The organism is Shinella sp., from assembly GCF_035998705.1.
GTDB lineage: Bacteria > Pseudomonadota > Alphaproteobacteria > Rhizobiales > Rhizobiaceae > Shinella.
On the sequence record NZ_DASYHH010000025.1, the window covers coordinates 162800 to 176854 of the forward strand.

General features: G+C 64.3%; 15 protein-coding genes. 10 read left to right on the forward strand and 5 right to left on the reverse strand.

From position 1 onward, the window contains the following. Positions 1 to 3: 3 nt before the first annotated feature. A complete protein-coding gene (locus tag VGN93_RS22130) occupies positions 4 to 1020 on the reverse strand; it encodes a betaine/proline/choline family ABC transporter ATP-binding protein (RefSeq protein ID WP_327509175.1) in 1017 nt (338 codons plus the stop codon). Between the two features lie 98 nt (positions 1021 to 1118). Beyond that, complete coding sequence (locus VGN93_RS22135; protein WP_327509176.1) at positions 1119 to 2018, reverse strand: ABC transporter substrate-binding protein; 900 nt, start codon at positions 2016 to 2018, stop codon at positions 1119 to 1121. Positions 2019 to 2319: 301 nt separating this feature from the next. Here VGN93_RS22135 and VGN93_RS22140 point away from each other — a divergent pair, with 301 nt between their 5' ends. Then, on the forward strand, positions 2320 to 3081 hold the full coding sequence (locus VGN93_RS22140; RefSeq protein ID WP_327509280.1) for a DeoR/GlpR family DNA-binding transcription regulator: 762 nt from the start codon (positions 2320 to 2322) through the stop codon (positions 3079 to 3081). Positions 3082 to 3128: 47 nt separating this feature from the next. Here VGN93_RS22140 and VGN93_RS22145 read toward each other — a convergent pair whose 3' ends face one another. From VGN93_RS22145 to VGN93_RS22155, 3 genes are all read right to left on the reverse strand, one after another. After that, positions 3129 to 3362, reverse strand: coding sequence for a DUF2171 domain-containing protein (locus tag VGN93_RS22145; protein ID WP_319314307.1), 234 nt, complete (start codon positions 3360 to 3362; stop codon positions 3129 to 3131). A 176-nt stretch (positions 3363 to 3538) separates the two neighbouring features. Beyond that, positions 3539 to 4852, reverse strand: coding sequence for a glutamine synthetase family protein (locus VGN93_RS22150; protein WP_327509177.1), 1314 nt, complete (start codon positions 4850 to 4852; stop codon positions 3539 to 3541). Continuing rightward, positions 4842 to 5738 carry a MurR/RpiR family transcriptional regulator gene (locus VGN93_RS22155; protein ID WP_327509178.1) on the reverse strand — a complete coding sequence of 299 codons (897 nt, stop codon included), beginning with the start codon at positions 5736 to 5738 and terminating at the stop codon, positions 4842 to 4844. Before VGN93_RS22155 ends, VGN93_RS22150 begins: the two co-directional genes overlap by 11 nt. Before the next feature lie 146 nt (positions 5739 to 5884). Here VGN93_RS22155 and VGN93_RS22160 point away from each other — a divergent pair, with 146 nt between their 5' ends. The 9 genes from VGN93_RS22160 (at position 5885) to VGN93_RS22200 (ending at position 14054) form a co-directional block, all read left to right on the forward strand. After that, entirely contained in the window at positions 5885 to 6700 is an 816-nt protein-coding gene (locus VGN93_RS22160) for an N-formylglutamate amidohydrolase (protein ID WP_327509179.1), read from the forward strand. Then, positions 6690 to 7340 (forward strand): isochorismatase family cysteine hydrolase, encoded by a 651-nt coding sequence (locus VGN93_RS22165; RefSeq protein ID WP_327509180.1) that lies wholly within the window; start codon positions 6690 to 6692, stop codon positions 7338 to 7340. The genes VGN93_RS22160 and VGN93_RS22165 overlap by 11 nt, the downstream gene beginning before the upstream one ends. A gap of 123 nt (positions 7341 to 7463) precedes the next feature. After that, positions 7464 to 8636: an ABC transporter substrate-binding protein gene (locus VGN93_RS22170; RefSeq protein WP_319314293.1), complete on the forward strand. Its 1173-nt coding sequence runs from the start codon at positions 7464 to 7466 to the stop codon at positions 8634 to 8636. Positions 8637 to 8690: 54 nt separating this feature from the next. After that, entirely contained in the window at positions 8691 to 9425 is a 735-nt protein-coding gene (locus VGN93_RS22175; protein WP_327509181.1) for an ABC transporter ATP-binding protein, read from the forward strand. Next, the gene (locus VGN93_RS22180) at positions 9418 to 10125 is read left to right on the forward strand and encodes an ABC transporter ATP-binding protein (RefSeq protein WP_327509182.1); all 708 of its coding nucleotides are present in this window, start codon (positions 9418 to 9420) and stop codon (positions 10123 to 10125) included. The genes VGN93_RS22175 and VGN93_RS22180 overlap by 8 nt, the downstream gene beginning before the upstream one ends. Before the next feature lie 3 nt (positions 10126 to 10128). Further along, on the forward strand, positions 10129 to 11019 hold the full coding sequence (locus VGN93_RS22185; protein WP_319314286.1) for a branched-chain amino acid ABC transporter permease: 891 nt from the start codon (positions 10129 to 10131) through the stop codon (positions 11017 to 11019). A 12-nt stretch (positions 11020 to 11031) separates the two neighbouring features. Beyond that, on the forward strand, positions 11032 to 12060 hold the full coding sequence (locus VGN93_RS22190; RefSeq protein WP_327509183.1) for a branched-chain amino acid ABC transporter permease: 1029 nt from the start codon (positions 11032 to 11034) through the stop codon (positions 12058 to 12060). Continuing rightward, on the forward strand, positions 12057 to 12725 hold the full coding sequence (locus tag VGN93_RS22195; protein ID WP_327509184.1) for an isochorismatase family cysteine hydrolase: 669 nt from the start codon (positions 12057 to 12059) through the stop codon (positions 12723 to 12725). The genes VGN93_RS22190 and VGN93_RS22195 overlap by 4 nt, the downstream gene beginning before the upstream one ends. 15 nt (positions 12726 to 12740) lie before the next feature. Further along, complete coding sequence (locus VGN93_RS22200) at positions 12741 to 14054, forward strand: aspartate aminotransferase family protein (RefSeq protein WP_327509185.1); 1314 nt, start codon at positions 12741 to 12743, stop codon at positions 14052 to 14054. Position 14055: the final 1 nt, after the last annotated feature.

Consider the following 14055-nt stretch of genomic DNA (forward strand, 5'->3'; position numbering starts at 1 on the left):
CCGTCAACCCCGCATCATCACGTCGACGACCGCGGTGCGGTCGATAAGGCCGACGGGTTTTCCCGCGCCGTCGAGAACGGCAAGCGCCTCGTTGCCGGCGGAGAAGAGCGGCGCCGCCTCTGCGATGGGTGCGGCGGCCCGGATGGAGGCCGGCGGCAGCACGCCGTTGAGCGGCCGCATGAGGGAGGCCACCTTGACGACCTTGGCGCGCGCGACGCTGCGCGTGAACTCCGCCACATAAGGCGTGGCCGGGTTCAGCACGAGGTCTTCCGGCGTGCCGGCCTGCACGATCTCGCCGTCCTTCATGATGGCGATGCGGTCGGCAAGGCGGATCGCCTCGTCGAAATCATGGGTGATGAAGACGATGGTCTTCTTCAGCACAGATTGCAGGCGCAAAAACTCGTCCTGCATTTCGCGGCGGATCAGCGGGTCGAGGGCGGAAAACGGCTCGTCGAGGAACCAGAGTTCCGGCTCCACCGCCAGCGAGCGGGCAATGCCGACGCGCTGCTGCTGGCCACCCGAAAGTTCACGCGGAAAGGCGGTCTCCTTGCCGGCAAGGCCGACCAGGTCGATCATGCGTCGCGCCCGCTCCTCGCGCGCCGCCCGCTCGATGCCCTGGATTTCGAGCGGAAAGGCGACGTTCGCCAGCACGGTCAGGTGCGGCAGCAGCGCGAAATGCTGGAACACCATGCCCATCTGGTGGCGGCGGATTTCGATCATCCGCGCTTCGCTTGCCGCCAGCAGGTTCTCGCCGTTGAAGAGGATGTCGCCGGAGGTCGGCTCGATGAGGCGCGACAGGCAGCGCACCAGCGTCGACTTGCCCGAGCCGGACAGGCCCATGATGACGAAGATCTCGCCCTCGCGCACCTCGATATTGACGTCGCGCACCGCGCCGACGGCGCCGGCCGCGCGCAGGTCCGCGCTCGTCGGCCGCGCAGCCGTGCCGATCAGGGATTTGCCGCCGGCGCCAAAAATCTTCCAGACGCCGCGGCAGACAAGTTTCGGTTCGTGAGAAGCCATCGTTCTTCCGGTCGCGTGATCGAAACGCGGCCCCTGCCGGACCGCACGCTCGAGGAAACGACCCGGCCCCCTGCTGGCGGGAGCCGGGCCTGGCGCTTCTACTTCTTGATCCAGCCGGACCAGCGCGGCTCGTTGGCGGCCATCCATTCGGCGACCACCTCCGAGACCTTCTTGCCGTCGAGGTCCACCTTGGTGATCATCGCGCCCATCTCGTCATTGTTGAGGTTGAATGCCTTGATGGCCGCATAGGCGCCCGGCCATTTGTCCTTGACGCCCGACCAGCCGACCTTCCAGATCGGGCCGAAGGGTTTGCCGCAGTCATAGGCGGCATCCGGATTCACGCCGACAGCCGGGTCTGTGTAGCATTCCTTCGAATAGGGCGGGAACTCCACCCATTCGCCCTTGTATTTGGCAGGCGCCCAATGCGGTGCGTAGATCCAGAGCAGGATGGGCGCCTGGCGCTGATAGGCGCTTTCGAGTTCGGCGAAGAGGGCGGCGTCGGTGCCGGCATGGATCACCTCGAAAGGCAGGTCCAGCGCCTCGACACGCTCGTCGTCAAAACCGCCCCAGGTGACGGGACCGCCGAGATACCGGCCTTTCGGCGCGGTCTCCGGAATCGAGAAGGCTTCGGCGCAGGCCTCGCTCTTCAGCGCTTCCCAGTTCGGCAGGCCGGGGCATTTTTCCTTCATATAGTCCGGATACCACCACTCTTCCTTGGCCTGCATGCCGGTCTCGCCGAAATTCTCGACCTTGCCGGTCGCGGTCGCCGCGTCCATCGCGTCGCGGCCGGTCGTTTCCCACATTTCCATAGCGACATGCAGGTCGCCGGTCTCGAGGCCCGCGAATTGCGCGAGATAGTCGGCCTGGACATATTCGATGGAATAACCGGCCTTCTTCAGCACCTCGCCCATGATTTCCGTGGTGATGAGCTGGCCGGTCCAGTCATGCAGCGTGAGCTTGATGGGATCGGTGGATTCCTGCGCCGTAGCGGGCGTCATCGTGAGGACCGCGGACAACAGAGCCGTCGCGGCAAATAGTCCTGACAGGCGAATAGGTTGAAACATATGCGTGATCTCCCGGTCGCACTTTTGAAGTCGATGCCATATGCGTGAGCAGGATGTCGTTCCCCGTACTTTTGTATCTGTCGACCCTTGCACGCCGACAGTCTCACGCGGGATGAAAGCGCCTGTCAATCCTCGACTGTGGCTTTTTATGTGTTTATGACTGTTTTTGCGGCTTTCTTGCCAGATCATCCGTCTGGGATTATGAAGCAGGAGAATGCATCCGGACACGACGACGATGAACCACTCAAAGCGCCATAACGATATTCTCCGGCTGCTCCAGCAGGAAGGCACGGTGACGATTGCCGACCTCGCGAAAAAGCTCGACGTTTCGCTCGAAACCGTGCGGCGGGACATCAAGCCGCTGACGACCAACGGCACCGTGCTGAAGATGCACGGCGCGGTGGCGCTGCCCTCCGTGGTCGGCGAAGCGCCCTTCGAAAAACGCATGCGCGAAAACAGCGAGGCGAAAAAGGCGATCGCCATCGCCATGGCGTCCACGATCCGCGATGGTGATTCGATCATGCTCGATACGGGAACGACGACGAGCTATCTCGCCCGCGAGCTGCTCGGCCACCGGCGTCTGACCGTCGTCACCAACTCCTCCGACATCGCCCGCACGCTTTCGACGGTCAACGACAACCGCGTCTACATGGCGGGCGGCGAGTTGCGCAGCGACAACGGGGCCGCCTTCGGCGTCTCGGCGATCGAATTCATCAGCCATTTCACCGTCGGCCACGCGGTCATTTCCACGGGCGCGATCGATGCCGGGATCGGCGTGATGGACTATGACCTGGAAGAGGCGGAATTCGCCCGCGCCGTGGTGTCACGCGGAAAACGCGCGATCGTCGTCACGGATTATACGAAATTCGGCCGGCAGGGGCTGGTGCGGGTGTGCGAGTTCAGCGCGCTGACCGACCTCTTCACCGACAAGGCCCCGCCCCGCGACGTCTCGTCGTCGCTGAAGGCCGCCGGCGTCAACGTCGTCCTGGCGCGCTGAACGGAAAAACGGCCCGGCAGGAGACCCGCCGGACCGCTCGATGCCCGTCAATTCATCGACGACCACTGCCGTTCGACTTCCTCGGCGTCCTTGTTCAGATGAACATGCGCATCGACGTGATCGACCCAGTCGAGGGGGATCAGGTGATGCTGGCCATCCGTCGAATCGCTCTTCGTCAGCTTGATGCGGCTTTCGCCTTCCATGTGGTCGACGGTGCCGACATGGCCGCCGTCGGCAGCCCGGACTTCCATATGTTCACGAATTTCGCTTGCAGCGACCATGGGATTTCTCCTCTCAGATGAAACGTCACCCGAAAGAAACGCGGGGACCGTCGCGTGGTTCCCGCGCCCGCGGTCCTAGAGTATCTCTGGTTCAGACTGAACCAGACATACTCTAGTTTCTTTTGTTTTCGTTTGTCTTTTCGGGAAAACCGGTTCCCACTTTTCCCTGACAAACTCTAATAGGCTACCTCGTAGGCGGCGCAGATCTCGGCCTGCGTCTTGCCGGCAAGATAGGCGATTTCGCCTTCCTTGTGCTTGACGTAGACGTCGGCAAACCCTTCCGGGAACCAGCCGCAGACCGTCGCATTGCCACGGAAACGCTGGAGCGCCGCTTCGAGCGTCTGCGGCAGACGCACGTAACCGCGCGCGGCGAGCGCCTCGACATTCAGCAGCGACAGGTCCTCCTGCGTCGCCTCCGGCACCGCCAGCCCCTCCTCGATACCCTGCACGCCGGCATGCACGATCGCGGCGAGTGCGAGGTGCGGATTGGCAGCGCCATCGGCGGCGCGGAATTCGAAGTTGAACTGGGCGGCGCGCGCGATATCGCTGATGTCCGAGACCGGGCAGATGCGCACGGACGCCTCGCGATCGCGGAAACCGAGATTGTTGAAGGCGGCGCTCCAGCGGTGCGGGGTGAGGCGCAGGTAGGAGACGACGCTGGGCGCGGTAATAGCGATGATCGAGTCGAGATATTTCAGGATGCCGGCGACGAATTTGCCGGCGACGTCGGAAAGCTCGTGTTTGCCCTCCGGGTCGTAGGTGACCGGATTGCCCGCCGGATCCAGCATGCTGATATGCACATGCACGCCATTGCCGACGCCTGCCGGGTCGCGGATCGGCGTGAAGGTCGGGTCGTAGCCGAGTTCGCGGGCGACGAGCTGGACGAGTTCGCGGGTGATCAGCGAATGGTCGGCGACGGTGACGCCCTTCTGCGGCCCCATCGTCACTTCGAACTGGCCGGCGCCGAATTCCTTGAGGATCGTATCCGGCGTGACGCCTGCCTCGCGCATGGCGGCGACGATCGCCTCGCAGAAATGGCGCTCCTCCTGGAAACCGCCGAGCGTGAAGGCCTTGCCGACTTCGGAAACGAGGTGCTTGATCTGGAATTCGTGTTCAAAAGCGCCGTAGAGCGTGACGCCCGCCACCCTTTCCAGCCGTTCAAGGGCGGCCTCGAGGATCGAGCGCGTGCAGAACTCCCAAGGCCTGCCGTCGGTATAGCGGATGTTGCCGATGACGAAGTTTTCGTTCGGCGCGCCCTCCTCGCTCTCGATGCTGACGCTCGTCGCGGCATCGGGGATCAGCACCAGGTCGCCGAGCGAGCCGAACGGGCTTTCGGCGATGTTGTCGAAGCAGGTGATCTGCACATTGGTCGGCGTCCAGCCGATGCCGCGTTTCAGGCGTTTTTCCATCTGCGACAGCGGAAAGGCCTTGCCGCGCACCTTGCCCGAAAGGTCGCCGCAGCAGGCGACCATCATTTCCTCACGTTTCATCTGCGTCCCCGTTGATCTGGTCATAACCCGGCATCGAAAAGCGGATGCCGTCCCAATCCTTGATGCGTTTCTGCGTCGCTTCCCAATCGGTCTCGGAGACGCGCACGATGAGCGCCTCGACGAGCGCCATGGCGGCGGCGACCGTATCCCAGGCCGTACCGGCATCGATCGGCAGGGCCACGATATGATCGGCGCTGCGGGCGGCCGGCGACATCCACTTGTCCGTGACGACGACGATCGTCGCGCCGCGTTTTTCCGCGATCGTCTCGGCAAGGCGCGAGAGGCTGAGCTGGTAGCGCCGGAAATCGATCAGCAGCACCACGTCCTTCTTGCGCATGCGCAGCACATGCTCCGGCCAGAATTCCGGATTGTCGGCCATGTGGTAGATGCCGCTGCGGATCTGCCGGAGATGGATCGACAGGAACGAAGCGACATTGTCGCTGACGCGGCCGCCGAGCAGGAAGATGTTGCGCGACGGATCGGCGAGCAGATCGGCCAGGATGTCGAACTGCGCCTGCGAGACAGTCGCCGTCATTTCCTGCATGACGGCCGAGACGCGCGCCACATATTCCGACAGGAACTCCGAATGGCCGACCGGCTTCTGGCTGGATTTGAGGTCGAGCGGCGAGCGCTGCCCCTCCTTCAGTTCGGTGATCAGCTGGCGTTGCAGGTCCTGGAAGCCGCCACAGCCGATCTTGCTGACGAAGCGGGTGATGGAGGGCGCGCTGACGCCGGTCTTCGCCGCCAGTTCCTGGATGCTCTCAAGCCCGGTGAACGGATAGTCGGCGAGGATGGCATTGGCGATCTTGCGCTCGCTGGCGGTCAGCTGCGCTGCGGCATCGCGGATTCTCGTGCGGATCGTCGTCGACGATTTCCCATCGCTCATTGGCGTCATTCCCGTTGTTGAAACGAATATTCGCGCCTTGAAAAAAATTAGTCAAATGGAAAAATTCGGTTGACTATGATCGGAAAATTTCTTTGACTGAACGTCATAGAAGCCCGTGCCTCGGGCGACATGACGGACCCCATTTCATGCTCAGCTTCGCAGACCGCGACACGACGAGATTGCTGCAAGCGGGCGACCCCGATCCCGTGGAATGGATCAATTCCGCAGGGCGTTCGGCGATTTTCCTCACCTGCGAACATGCCGGCCGCGCAGTCCCGGCCGCCCTCGGCGATCTCGGCATTGCGGCGGACGAGATGGACCGCCACATCGCCTATGACGTCGGCGCGGAAGGCGTCGCTCGCGCGCTCTCCGAACGGCTCGATGCGGCGCTCATCCTGCAACGCTACAGCCGGCTCGTCATCGACTGCAACCGGCCGCTGGAGGCGAAGGACTGCATCGTCACCGTCAGCGACGGCACGCTGGTGCCGGTCAATGCCGACGTGACCGACAAGGAACGCCAGCGCCGCTACGTGGAAATCCACCAGCCGCTGCACGAGGCGATCGCGGTGGCGCTCGACCAGCGGCAGGCAAGCGGCAAGCCGCTTCTCCTGGTCTCGGTGCACAGTTTCACGCCGGTGATGCGTGCCACCGGCGCGGTGCGGGATTTCGAACTGGGCCTGCTCTACAATCACGATGCGCGCCTTGCCGAACGGCTGGCGGAAACCTTCCACGCCGACAATCCGGACGTCACCGTCAAGCTCAACGCGCCCTATCACGTCGACGACATCTCCGACTACACCATCCCCGTGCACGGCGAGCGGCGCGGCATTGCGCATGTGCTTCTCGAAGTGCGCAACGACCTCATCAACGACGCCCGCGGGCAGCAGGAATGGGCCGACCGACTGGCCGGCCCCCTGCTTCTCGCCGCAGAAACCCTCGAAGGACCCACCGATGGCCGCTGACCATCTGACCACCCGTGACGTGCCGCTCGACCCGGCCACCTCCGCGATCCTCTTCATCGACGTGCAGAATTTTTCCGTGCGGCGCGACGGCGGCGAGTTCAAGGACGTTTCCGACGCGGATATTGCGGGCCAGTACGGCTATTATTTCAAGCGCATCCACGAGGTGGCGATCCCGAACATGCAGCGCCTGCTTGTCGGTTTCCGCAAGGCCGGCATCGAGGTGCTGCACACGACGATCGAAAGCCTCACCAAGGACGGCCGCGACCGCGGCCTCGACTACAAGATCACCGGCTTCAACGTGCCGAAGGGCTCGTCCGACGGCAAGGTGATCGACGAACTGGCGCCGCTCGACGACGAGATCGTCTTCCCGAAGAGCTCGTCCAGCGTCTTCGTCTCCACGCATATCGACTATGTGCTGCGCAATCTCGGCGTCAAACAACTTGTGCTTTGTGGACTGCTGACGGACCAGTGCGTGGAATCGGCCGTGCGCGACGCCTGCGACCTCAACTATCTGGTGACCCTCGTGCCGGATGCCTGCGGCACCTATTCCGAGGAGCGCCACGACAATTCGCTGCGCACGATCAAGGGCTATTGCCGGCAGATCTCGACCGACGCGCTGCTGAACGAAATCGGGCAGTAAGCCCGCGCACGGAACCGACGGGACGGACACAAGGAGCACTCCAGGGCGGGTCGCAGAACAAAACAAAAGGCCGGACCGCCGATCCATTCACTGCCGAAAAGGCACCACAAAAGGGGAACGACCATGATGAAGACTTCCAGACTGCTTCTGGCGGCGACGAGTTTCGCGCTGGCCTCCACCGCGGCGCTCGCCGCCGACGACAAGATCGTGATCGGCGGCGCGCTGTCGATGACGGGCATCCAGGCACCGCTCGACACGCCCGGCTATAATGGCGCGCAGGTCGCCGTGAAATTCCTCAACGACAATGGCGGCGTGCTCGGCAAGCAGGTCGAGTTCATCAACATCGACGGCAAGTCCGATCCGGTGACGGTCGGCAACGTCGCCGTCGAATTGATCGACAAGGGCGCCCAGGTCATCGTCGCACCCTGCGACTTCGACTTCGGCTCTCCGGCCAGCCGTGAAGCGCAATCTGCCGGCCTCGTCGGCATCTCGACCTGCGCCTCCGACCCGCTCTATTCCTCCTGGTCGCTCGGCGACAAGCAGTTCACGCTCTCCATGTGGAACACCACGATGGGTGCGACGGCCGCCGACTTCGCCTTCAAGGAAAAGGGCTGGAAGACGGCCTATGTCGTCACCGACCAGTTCATCGCCTACACCAAGTCGCTGTCGAAATATTTTGTCGAACAGTTCAAGGCGGATGGCGGCGAAGTCATCCTCGAAGACACCTACACGAACGGCGACAACAACTTCTCCGCCCAGCTTTCGCGTCTCCAGGCGCTCGGCAAGAAGCCGGACGTGATCTTCGTCTCGTCTTACGGCACCGATATCGGCGTGATCATCCGGGCACTGCGCGAAGTCGGCTACGATGCGCCGATCCTCGGCGGCGATGCCTATGACGACCCGGCGATGCACGAAACGCTCGGCGAAAAGTTCGGCAACGACGTCTATTTCGTCACGCACACCTGGATGGGTGCGGGAGCGGATCCGGAAATGGAGAAGTTCATCGGCCTCTACAAGGCGATGTTCGGCAAGGACCCGGACACCTCCTTCGTCTCGACCGGCTGGGACACGATCATGATGCTCGCCCAGGCGATCACCGCGGCCGGCTCCACCGATGGCGCGGCCGTCGCCAAGGCGCTGGAAGACGGCCAGTTCAAGCTGCTCACCGGCGATCTCGACTACGGCACGGCCGAAGAAGGCCACGTGCCGAACAAGGCGGCGGCCCTCATCGAGCTCAAGGGCGGAAAGCCGACCTTCGTCGGATGGCGCAAGCCGGAAACCCTGCCGAAGCCCTGATCGCCCCTGCCTGCGGGCCGGCCTTGTGGCCGGCCCATTACTATCGGAAAAGCCATGTCTGAAACGCGCCTTGCGGTAAACGACGTGTCGGTGGAATTCACCGGCCTTCGCGCCCTCGACCATGTGTCCCTCTCCGTCTCCACCGGCGAGGTCGTCGGCCTCATCGGGCCGAACGGCTCCGGCAAGACGACGCTCATCAATGCGATAACCGGCCAGGTGAAGCTGGCTAGCGGCGCGATCACCGCCGGCGACACCACGCTTTCGGGCCTCTCGCCGCGCAAGATCGCGCTGCAAGGCGTCAGCCGCTCCTTCCAGATCGTGCGGCTGTTCAACACGATGACGGTGCTGGAGAATGTCGAGGCGGCGGCACTCGCGAAGGGCGCCTCCCGCGCCGTCGCCACGGAGCGTGCGAAAAGCCTGCTCGCCGAATTCGGCCTTGCCGCAAAGGCCGACGAACTCGGCGAGAGCCTCGCCTATGGCGACAAGCGCCGCGTGGAAATCGCCCGCGCGCTTGCTGCCGAGCCGCGCTTCCTGCTGCTCGACGAACCGGCCGCCGGCATGAACGATGGCGAGACCGAAACCCTGCTGCACACGCTGTCCGACCTGCCGAAGAAACGCGGCCTCGGCCTTCTCATCATCGATCACGACATGGGCCTGATCATGCGTCTCTGCCACCGGCTGCATGTGCTGGCCTCCGGCCGCACCATCGCGGAAGGTGACGCCGCCCATGTGCGCAGCCACCCGGCCGTCATCGAGGCCTATCTCGGCAAGGGAGCGGTCCATGCTTGATATTCGCGACCTCTCCGTCAGCTACGGCACGATCCGCGCGGTGCGCGGCATCAGCGTTACCGTCGGCAAGGGCGAGCTGGTGAGCCTGCTCGGCGCCAATGGTGCCGGCAAATCCTCCACCATCAAATGCATCGCCGGCGCGCTGAAGGCGTCCGGCGGCTCCATCATGCTGGAAGACAAGGACATCACGGCGGCAAGCCCCGAACAGGTGGTGCGCGCCGGGCTTGCCACCGTGCCGGAAACCCGCGACGTCTTCCCGGACCTGACGGTCGCCGAAAACCTCATGCTCGGCGCCTATATCCACCGCCGCGACCAGGCGGGCAACCGCGAGAACCTGGATCGCCTGCACACGCTGTTCCCGCGCCTTGCCGAGCGGTCACACCAGCCGGCCGGCACGCTGTCCGGTGGCGAACAGCAGATGCTCGTCATCGCCCGGGCGCTGATGTCCCGCCCCACCGTGCTGCTGCTCGACGAACCCTCGCTCGGCCTCGCGCCGGCAATCGTCGAACGCATCTTCGAGATGATCGAGACGTTGAAAAAATCCGGCCTCACCATCCTGCTCGTCGAGCAGAACGTGAACCAGGCGCTGTCCGTCGCCGACCGCGCCTATGTCATGCGGCTCGGCGCCATCGTTGCATCCGGCACGGCCGACGAGATCCGCGCGACGAGCGATCTCAGCACGCATTACCTGGGAGGCTGATCCATGGCTTTCGCAATCCAGTTCATCATCGACGTGCTCAGCCTCGGCGGCGCTTACGCGCTGATGGCGCTCGGCCTCGTCATCGTCTACGGCATCCTGCGGCTGGTGAATTTCGCCTATGGCGAACTCATCATGGTCGCCGGCTACACCATGTTCCTCGCCAGCGGCTCCGGCCTGCCGTGGATCGTCATGGCGGTGCTCGCCGTCATCATGGCGATCGTCTTCGGCATCCTCACCGACTATGTCGCCTTCCGCCCGGTGCGCGCAAAATCGGTCACCGCCGTGCTGATCACCTCCTTCGCCTTCTCCAACCTGTTGCAGAACGCCGCGCTACTCTTCATCTCGCCGCGCCCGCGCAACGTGCCGCTGCCGGACATCTTCTCGCAGACCGTCACGATCGGCGGCGCGATCACGCCGGTGCGCAACCTCATCACCATCGCCGCCTCCATCGTCCTGCTCGCCGCCGTCGCCTTCCTGATGCGCAAGACGACGCTCGGCATCGCCATGCGGGCAGCCGCGACGAACTTCACCATGGCGCGCATGCTGGGCGTGCCGGCGAACCTCATCATCTCGTCAGCCTTCGCGCTTTCGGGCTTCCTGGCCGGCGTCGTCGGTATTCTCTGGATCGGCCGCATCGGCACCGTCGTGCCGGGTGTCGGGCTCGAGCCGCTGCTCGTCGCCTTCATCGCCACCGTCATCGGCGGCATGCGCAGCCTTCCCGGCGCCGTCGTCGGCGGCTTCCTGCTGGCGCTCATCGACACGACGCTCAACTACACCCTGTCGCAGGATCTTTTGAAATTCCGCGACGCCTTCACCTTCAGCCTCGTCATCCTGATCCTGCTCTGGCGCCCGCAAGGCCTCATCAAGGGGCCGGCCAGCGGCCAGCGGACCTGAGGAGCGGAACCCATGAAACATTCCTATCTCACCGCCCTCATCCTCATCGCCGTCATTCTCGCCATCGGCGTCGGCAGTCACCTGCTCGGCATCCGCCTCTACGACCGCATCGCCACCAACCTGATGATCTCGCTGGTGCTCGTCGTCGGGTTGCAGACCTTCATGGGCAATTCCGGCCTGCTCTCCTTCGCCCATATCGGCTTCATGGGGCTTGGCGCCTACACCTCCGCCGTTCTCACCATCCCCGCCCAGATGAAAGGCATGGCGCTGCCGGATCTCTACGAGTTCATGAAGGTCGTGGAAGTCTCGCCGCTGCTTGCCATGCTGGCGGCAGGCGTTCTGGCCGCCGTCGTGGCCGCCTTCGTCGCCTATCCGCTGATGCGGCTTTCGGATGCGGCCTCAGTCATCACCTCTTTCGCGCTGCTCGTCGTGCTCTACACGGTCATGAACAACTGGAGCGCCTTCACCAACGGCCCGCGCACCCTCTTCGGCCTGCCGAAGACAACGGACATGCCGATCGCCGCCATCGTCGCGGGCATCGTCGTCATCGTGGCGCTCGCCTTCAAGGAATCACGCACCGGCAAGCTCTTGCGCGCCTCGCGTGAGGACGAGGTGGCGGCGGCGGCACTCGGCGCCAACATACCGCACCTGCGCTGGCGCGCCTTCATCCTCGCCGCCTTCATCGCCGGCATCGGCGGCGCGCTCTGGGGGCATTTCATCACATCGTTCGCGCCAAAAGCCTTCTATCTCAAGGAGACGTTCCTGATCATCACCATGCTGGTGATCGGCGGGGCCAATACGGTGACCGGCGCCGTGGCCGGCACGGTGCTCATCACCGTCGCCTATGAGGGCCTGCGCAGCACCGAGGGCGCGCTCAACGCCACGTCCTTCGGCGCCGGCCAGGTCATCGGCCTCACCGAAATCGTGCTGGCGCTCGCCATGATCGCCGTGATGATCCTGAAACCCGGCGGTCTCTTCCCCAACCGCGAAATCGGCCACATCCTCGCCCGCGCCCGCCGCAAGAAGGAAACCGCCCCATGACCTGGAAGACCACCTACCGCTCCTTCTACTATGCGAACGCCGACGAGCCGGACGACATCGTGCTCGACCCGGAAACGACGGCGCTGCTCGTCATCGACATGCAGAACACCTATCTCGACCCGAAGGACACGCCGGAAGAGACAGCGCGGTGGCAGCCCTTCTACGATCGCATGCGCGGCACCGTGATCCCCAACACTGCACGCCTGATCGACGAATGCCGCAAGCGCAAGGTGGAGGTCATCTACGCGCGCATCGCCTGCCAGAAGCCGGACGGCCGCGACCGGTCGCTGAGCCAGAAGAAGCCGGGCTTCAACTACCTGCTGCTGCCGAAGGAACTGCCGGAAGGTCAGGTCGTGCCCGAACTGGAGCCGCGCCCCGACGAGATCGTCATTACCAAGACGACCGACAGCGCGCTGACCGGCACGAACCTGCGCCTGATCCTCGCCAATATGGGCATCAAGGACGTTATCTGCTGCGGCATCTTCACCGACCAGTGCGTCTCCTCGACCGTGCGCAGCCTTGCCGACGAAAGTTTTGGCGTGGTCGTCGTCGACGATTGCGGCGCGGCGGCGACGGACGAACTGCACAAGCGGGAACTTGAGATCATCAACATGATCTACTGCCACGTCGTCCAGCTCGACGAGGTTGTCACCTTCTTCAAATAACCGAGGAAACGCGCCATGTCCGGTCTCTACGCCCGCGAAAGCCGATCCGTCTCCACCATGGTGCACCTGCGGTTCTTTCCGCAGGCGGTCGTCGGCGGCAGCGGCGCCTATCTGACGGGCGACGACGGGCGGCAGCTTCTCGACTTCGCCGCCTCCTGGGGCGCGGCAAGCCTCGGCCACTCGCATCCCGCCGTTCGCGAGGCGGTCAACCGCGCGCTCTCCGACCAGGCGGGCGCGAGCTATCTCTCGACCGCCAACGAGCCCTGCGTGCTGCTGGCCGAAAAGCTGCTCTCGCTAGTGCCTGAGCGCGCCCGCGGCCGCGTCTGGTTCGGCCATTCCGGCTCGGATGCCAACGAGACGGTCGCCCGCATGGTGGTCGCTGCCACCGGCCGGCCGCGCATCCTCGCATTCAGCGGCGCCTATCACGGCGGCACCGTGGGCTCGATGGCCGTCTCCGGCCACCCTGCGCAACAGGGCACACGGGCCGAGGGCCTGACGCTCGTTCCCTACCCGAACAGCTATGCCGCCGGCAGCCCCGAGGCCGCTAGGGACGCGGCGCTCGCCCATCTCGAAAAGCTCTTCGCAACCGAGGTGCCGCCGCAAGAGGTCGCCGCCTTCTTCATCGAACCGATCCAATCGGACGGCGGCATGCTGGTGCCGCCGGACGGCTACTTCAAGGCGGTGGAAACACTCTGCCGCAGGTACGGCATCCTGCTCGTTTCGGACGAGGTAAAGGTCGGCCTCGGCCGCAGCGGCCGCTTCAACGCCTTCGAACATTCCGACATCGAGCCGGACATCGTCGTCTTCGGCAAGGGTCTCGGCGGCGGCCTGCCGATCTCGGCGGTGGTCGGCCCGGAAGCCATCATGAACCACGCCGTCGCCTTCTCGCTGCAAACGGTACACGGCAACCCGGTCTGCGCGGCCGCGGCGCTTGCCGTGTTGCAAACGATCGAGCGCGACCATCTGGTGCAGAACGCGGAACGAACCGGCCATGTGCTGCGCGAGGCCCTCGACCGCCTTGCCGCCCGCCATTCTCTCATCGGCAATGTGCGCGGCCGTGGCCTCGCGCTCGGCGTCGAGCTCGTCACCGATCGCGCCAGCCGCGAACCGGCCGCGCGGCAGACGGCGCTTACTGTCTACCGCGCCTTCCAGCTCGGCCTCGTGCTCTATTACGTCGGGGTCCGCTCCAACGTGCTGGAATTCACCCCGCCCCTGACGCTCACAGAAATGCAGGCGCAAGAGGGCGTCGCCATGCTCGACCAGGCACTCGCCGACGTCGCAGCAGGGCGCGTCGACGAAGGTCTTCTTGCAGAGTTTGCCGGCTGGTAAC

Bases quoted from the DNA above. Each gene is read 5' to 3' on its own strand.
- VGN93_RS22130 (WP_327509175.1), bottom strand. From the start codon at position 1,020: ATGGCTTCTCACGAACCGAAACTTGTCTGCCGCGGCGTCTGGAAGATT.
- VGN93_RS22135 (WP_327509176.1), bottom strand. From the start codon at position 2,018: ATGACGCCCGCTACGGCGCAGGAATCCACCGATCCCATCAAGCTCACG.
- VGN93_RS22140 (WP_327509280.1), top strand. From the start codon at position 2,320: ATGAACCACTCAAAGCGCCATAACGATATTCTCCGGCTGCTCCAGCAG.
- VGN93_RS22145 (WP_319314307.1), bottom strand. From the start codon at position 3,362: ATGGTCGCTGCAAGCGAAATTCGTGAACATATGGAAGTCCGGGCTGCC.
- VGN93_RS22150 (WP_327509177.1), bottom strand. From the start codon at position 4,852: ATGAAACGTGAGGAAATGATGGTCGCCTGCTGCGGCGACCTTTCGGGC.
- VGN93_RS22155 (WP_327509178.1), bottom strand. From the start codon at position 5,738: ATGAGCGATGGGAAATCGTCGACGACGATCCGCACGAGAATCCGCGAT.
- VGN93_RS22160 (WP_327509179.1), top strand. From the start codon at position 5,885: ATGCTCAGCTTCGCAGACCGCGACACGACGAGATTGCTGCAAGCGGGC.
- VGN93_RS22165 (WP_327509180.1), top strand. From the start codon at position 6,690: ATGGCCGCTGACCATCTGACCACCCGTGACGTGCCGCTCGACCCGGCC.
- VGN93_RS22170 (WP_319314293.1), top strand. From the start codon at position 7,464: ATGATGAAGACTTCCAGACTGCTTCTGGCGGCGACGAGTTTCGCGCTG.
- VGN93_RS22175 (WP_327509181.1), top strand. From the start codon at position 8,691: ATGTCTGAAACGCGCCTTGCGGTAAACGACGTGTCGGTGGAATTCACC.
- VGN93_RS22180 (WP_327509182.1), top strand. From the start codon at position 9,418: ATGCTTGATATTCGCGACCTCTCCGTCAGCTACGGCACGATCCGCGCG.
- VGN93_RS22185 (WP_319314286.1), top strand. From the start codon at position 10,129: ATGGCTTTCGCAATCCAGTTCATCATCGACGTGCTCAGCCTCGGCGGC.
- VGN93_RS22190 (WP_327509183.1), top strand. From the start codon at position 11,032: ATGAAACATTCCTATCTCACCGCCCTCATCCTCATCGCCGTCATTCTC.
- VGN93_RS22195 (WP_327509184.1), top strand. From the start codon at position 12,057: ATGACCTGGAAGACCACCTACCGCTCCTTCTACTATGCGAACGCCGAC.
- VGN93_RS22200 (WP_327509185.1), top strand. From the start codon at position 12,741: ATGTCCGGTCTCTACGCCCGCGAAAGCCGATCCGTCTCCACCATGGTG.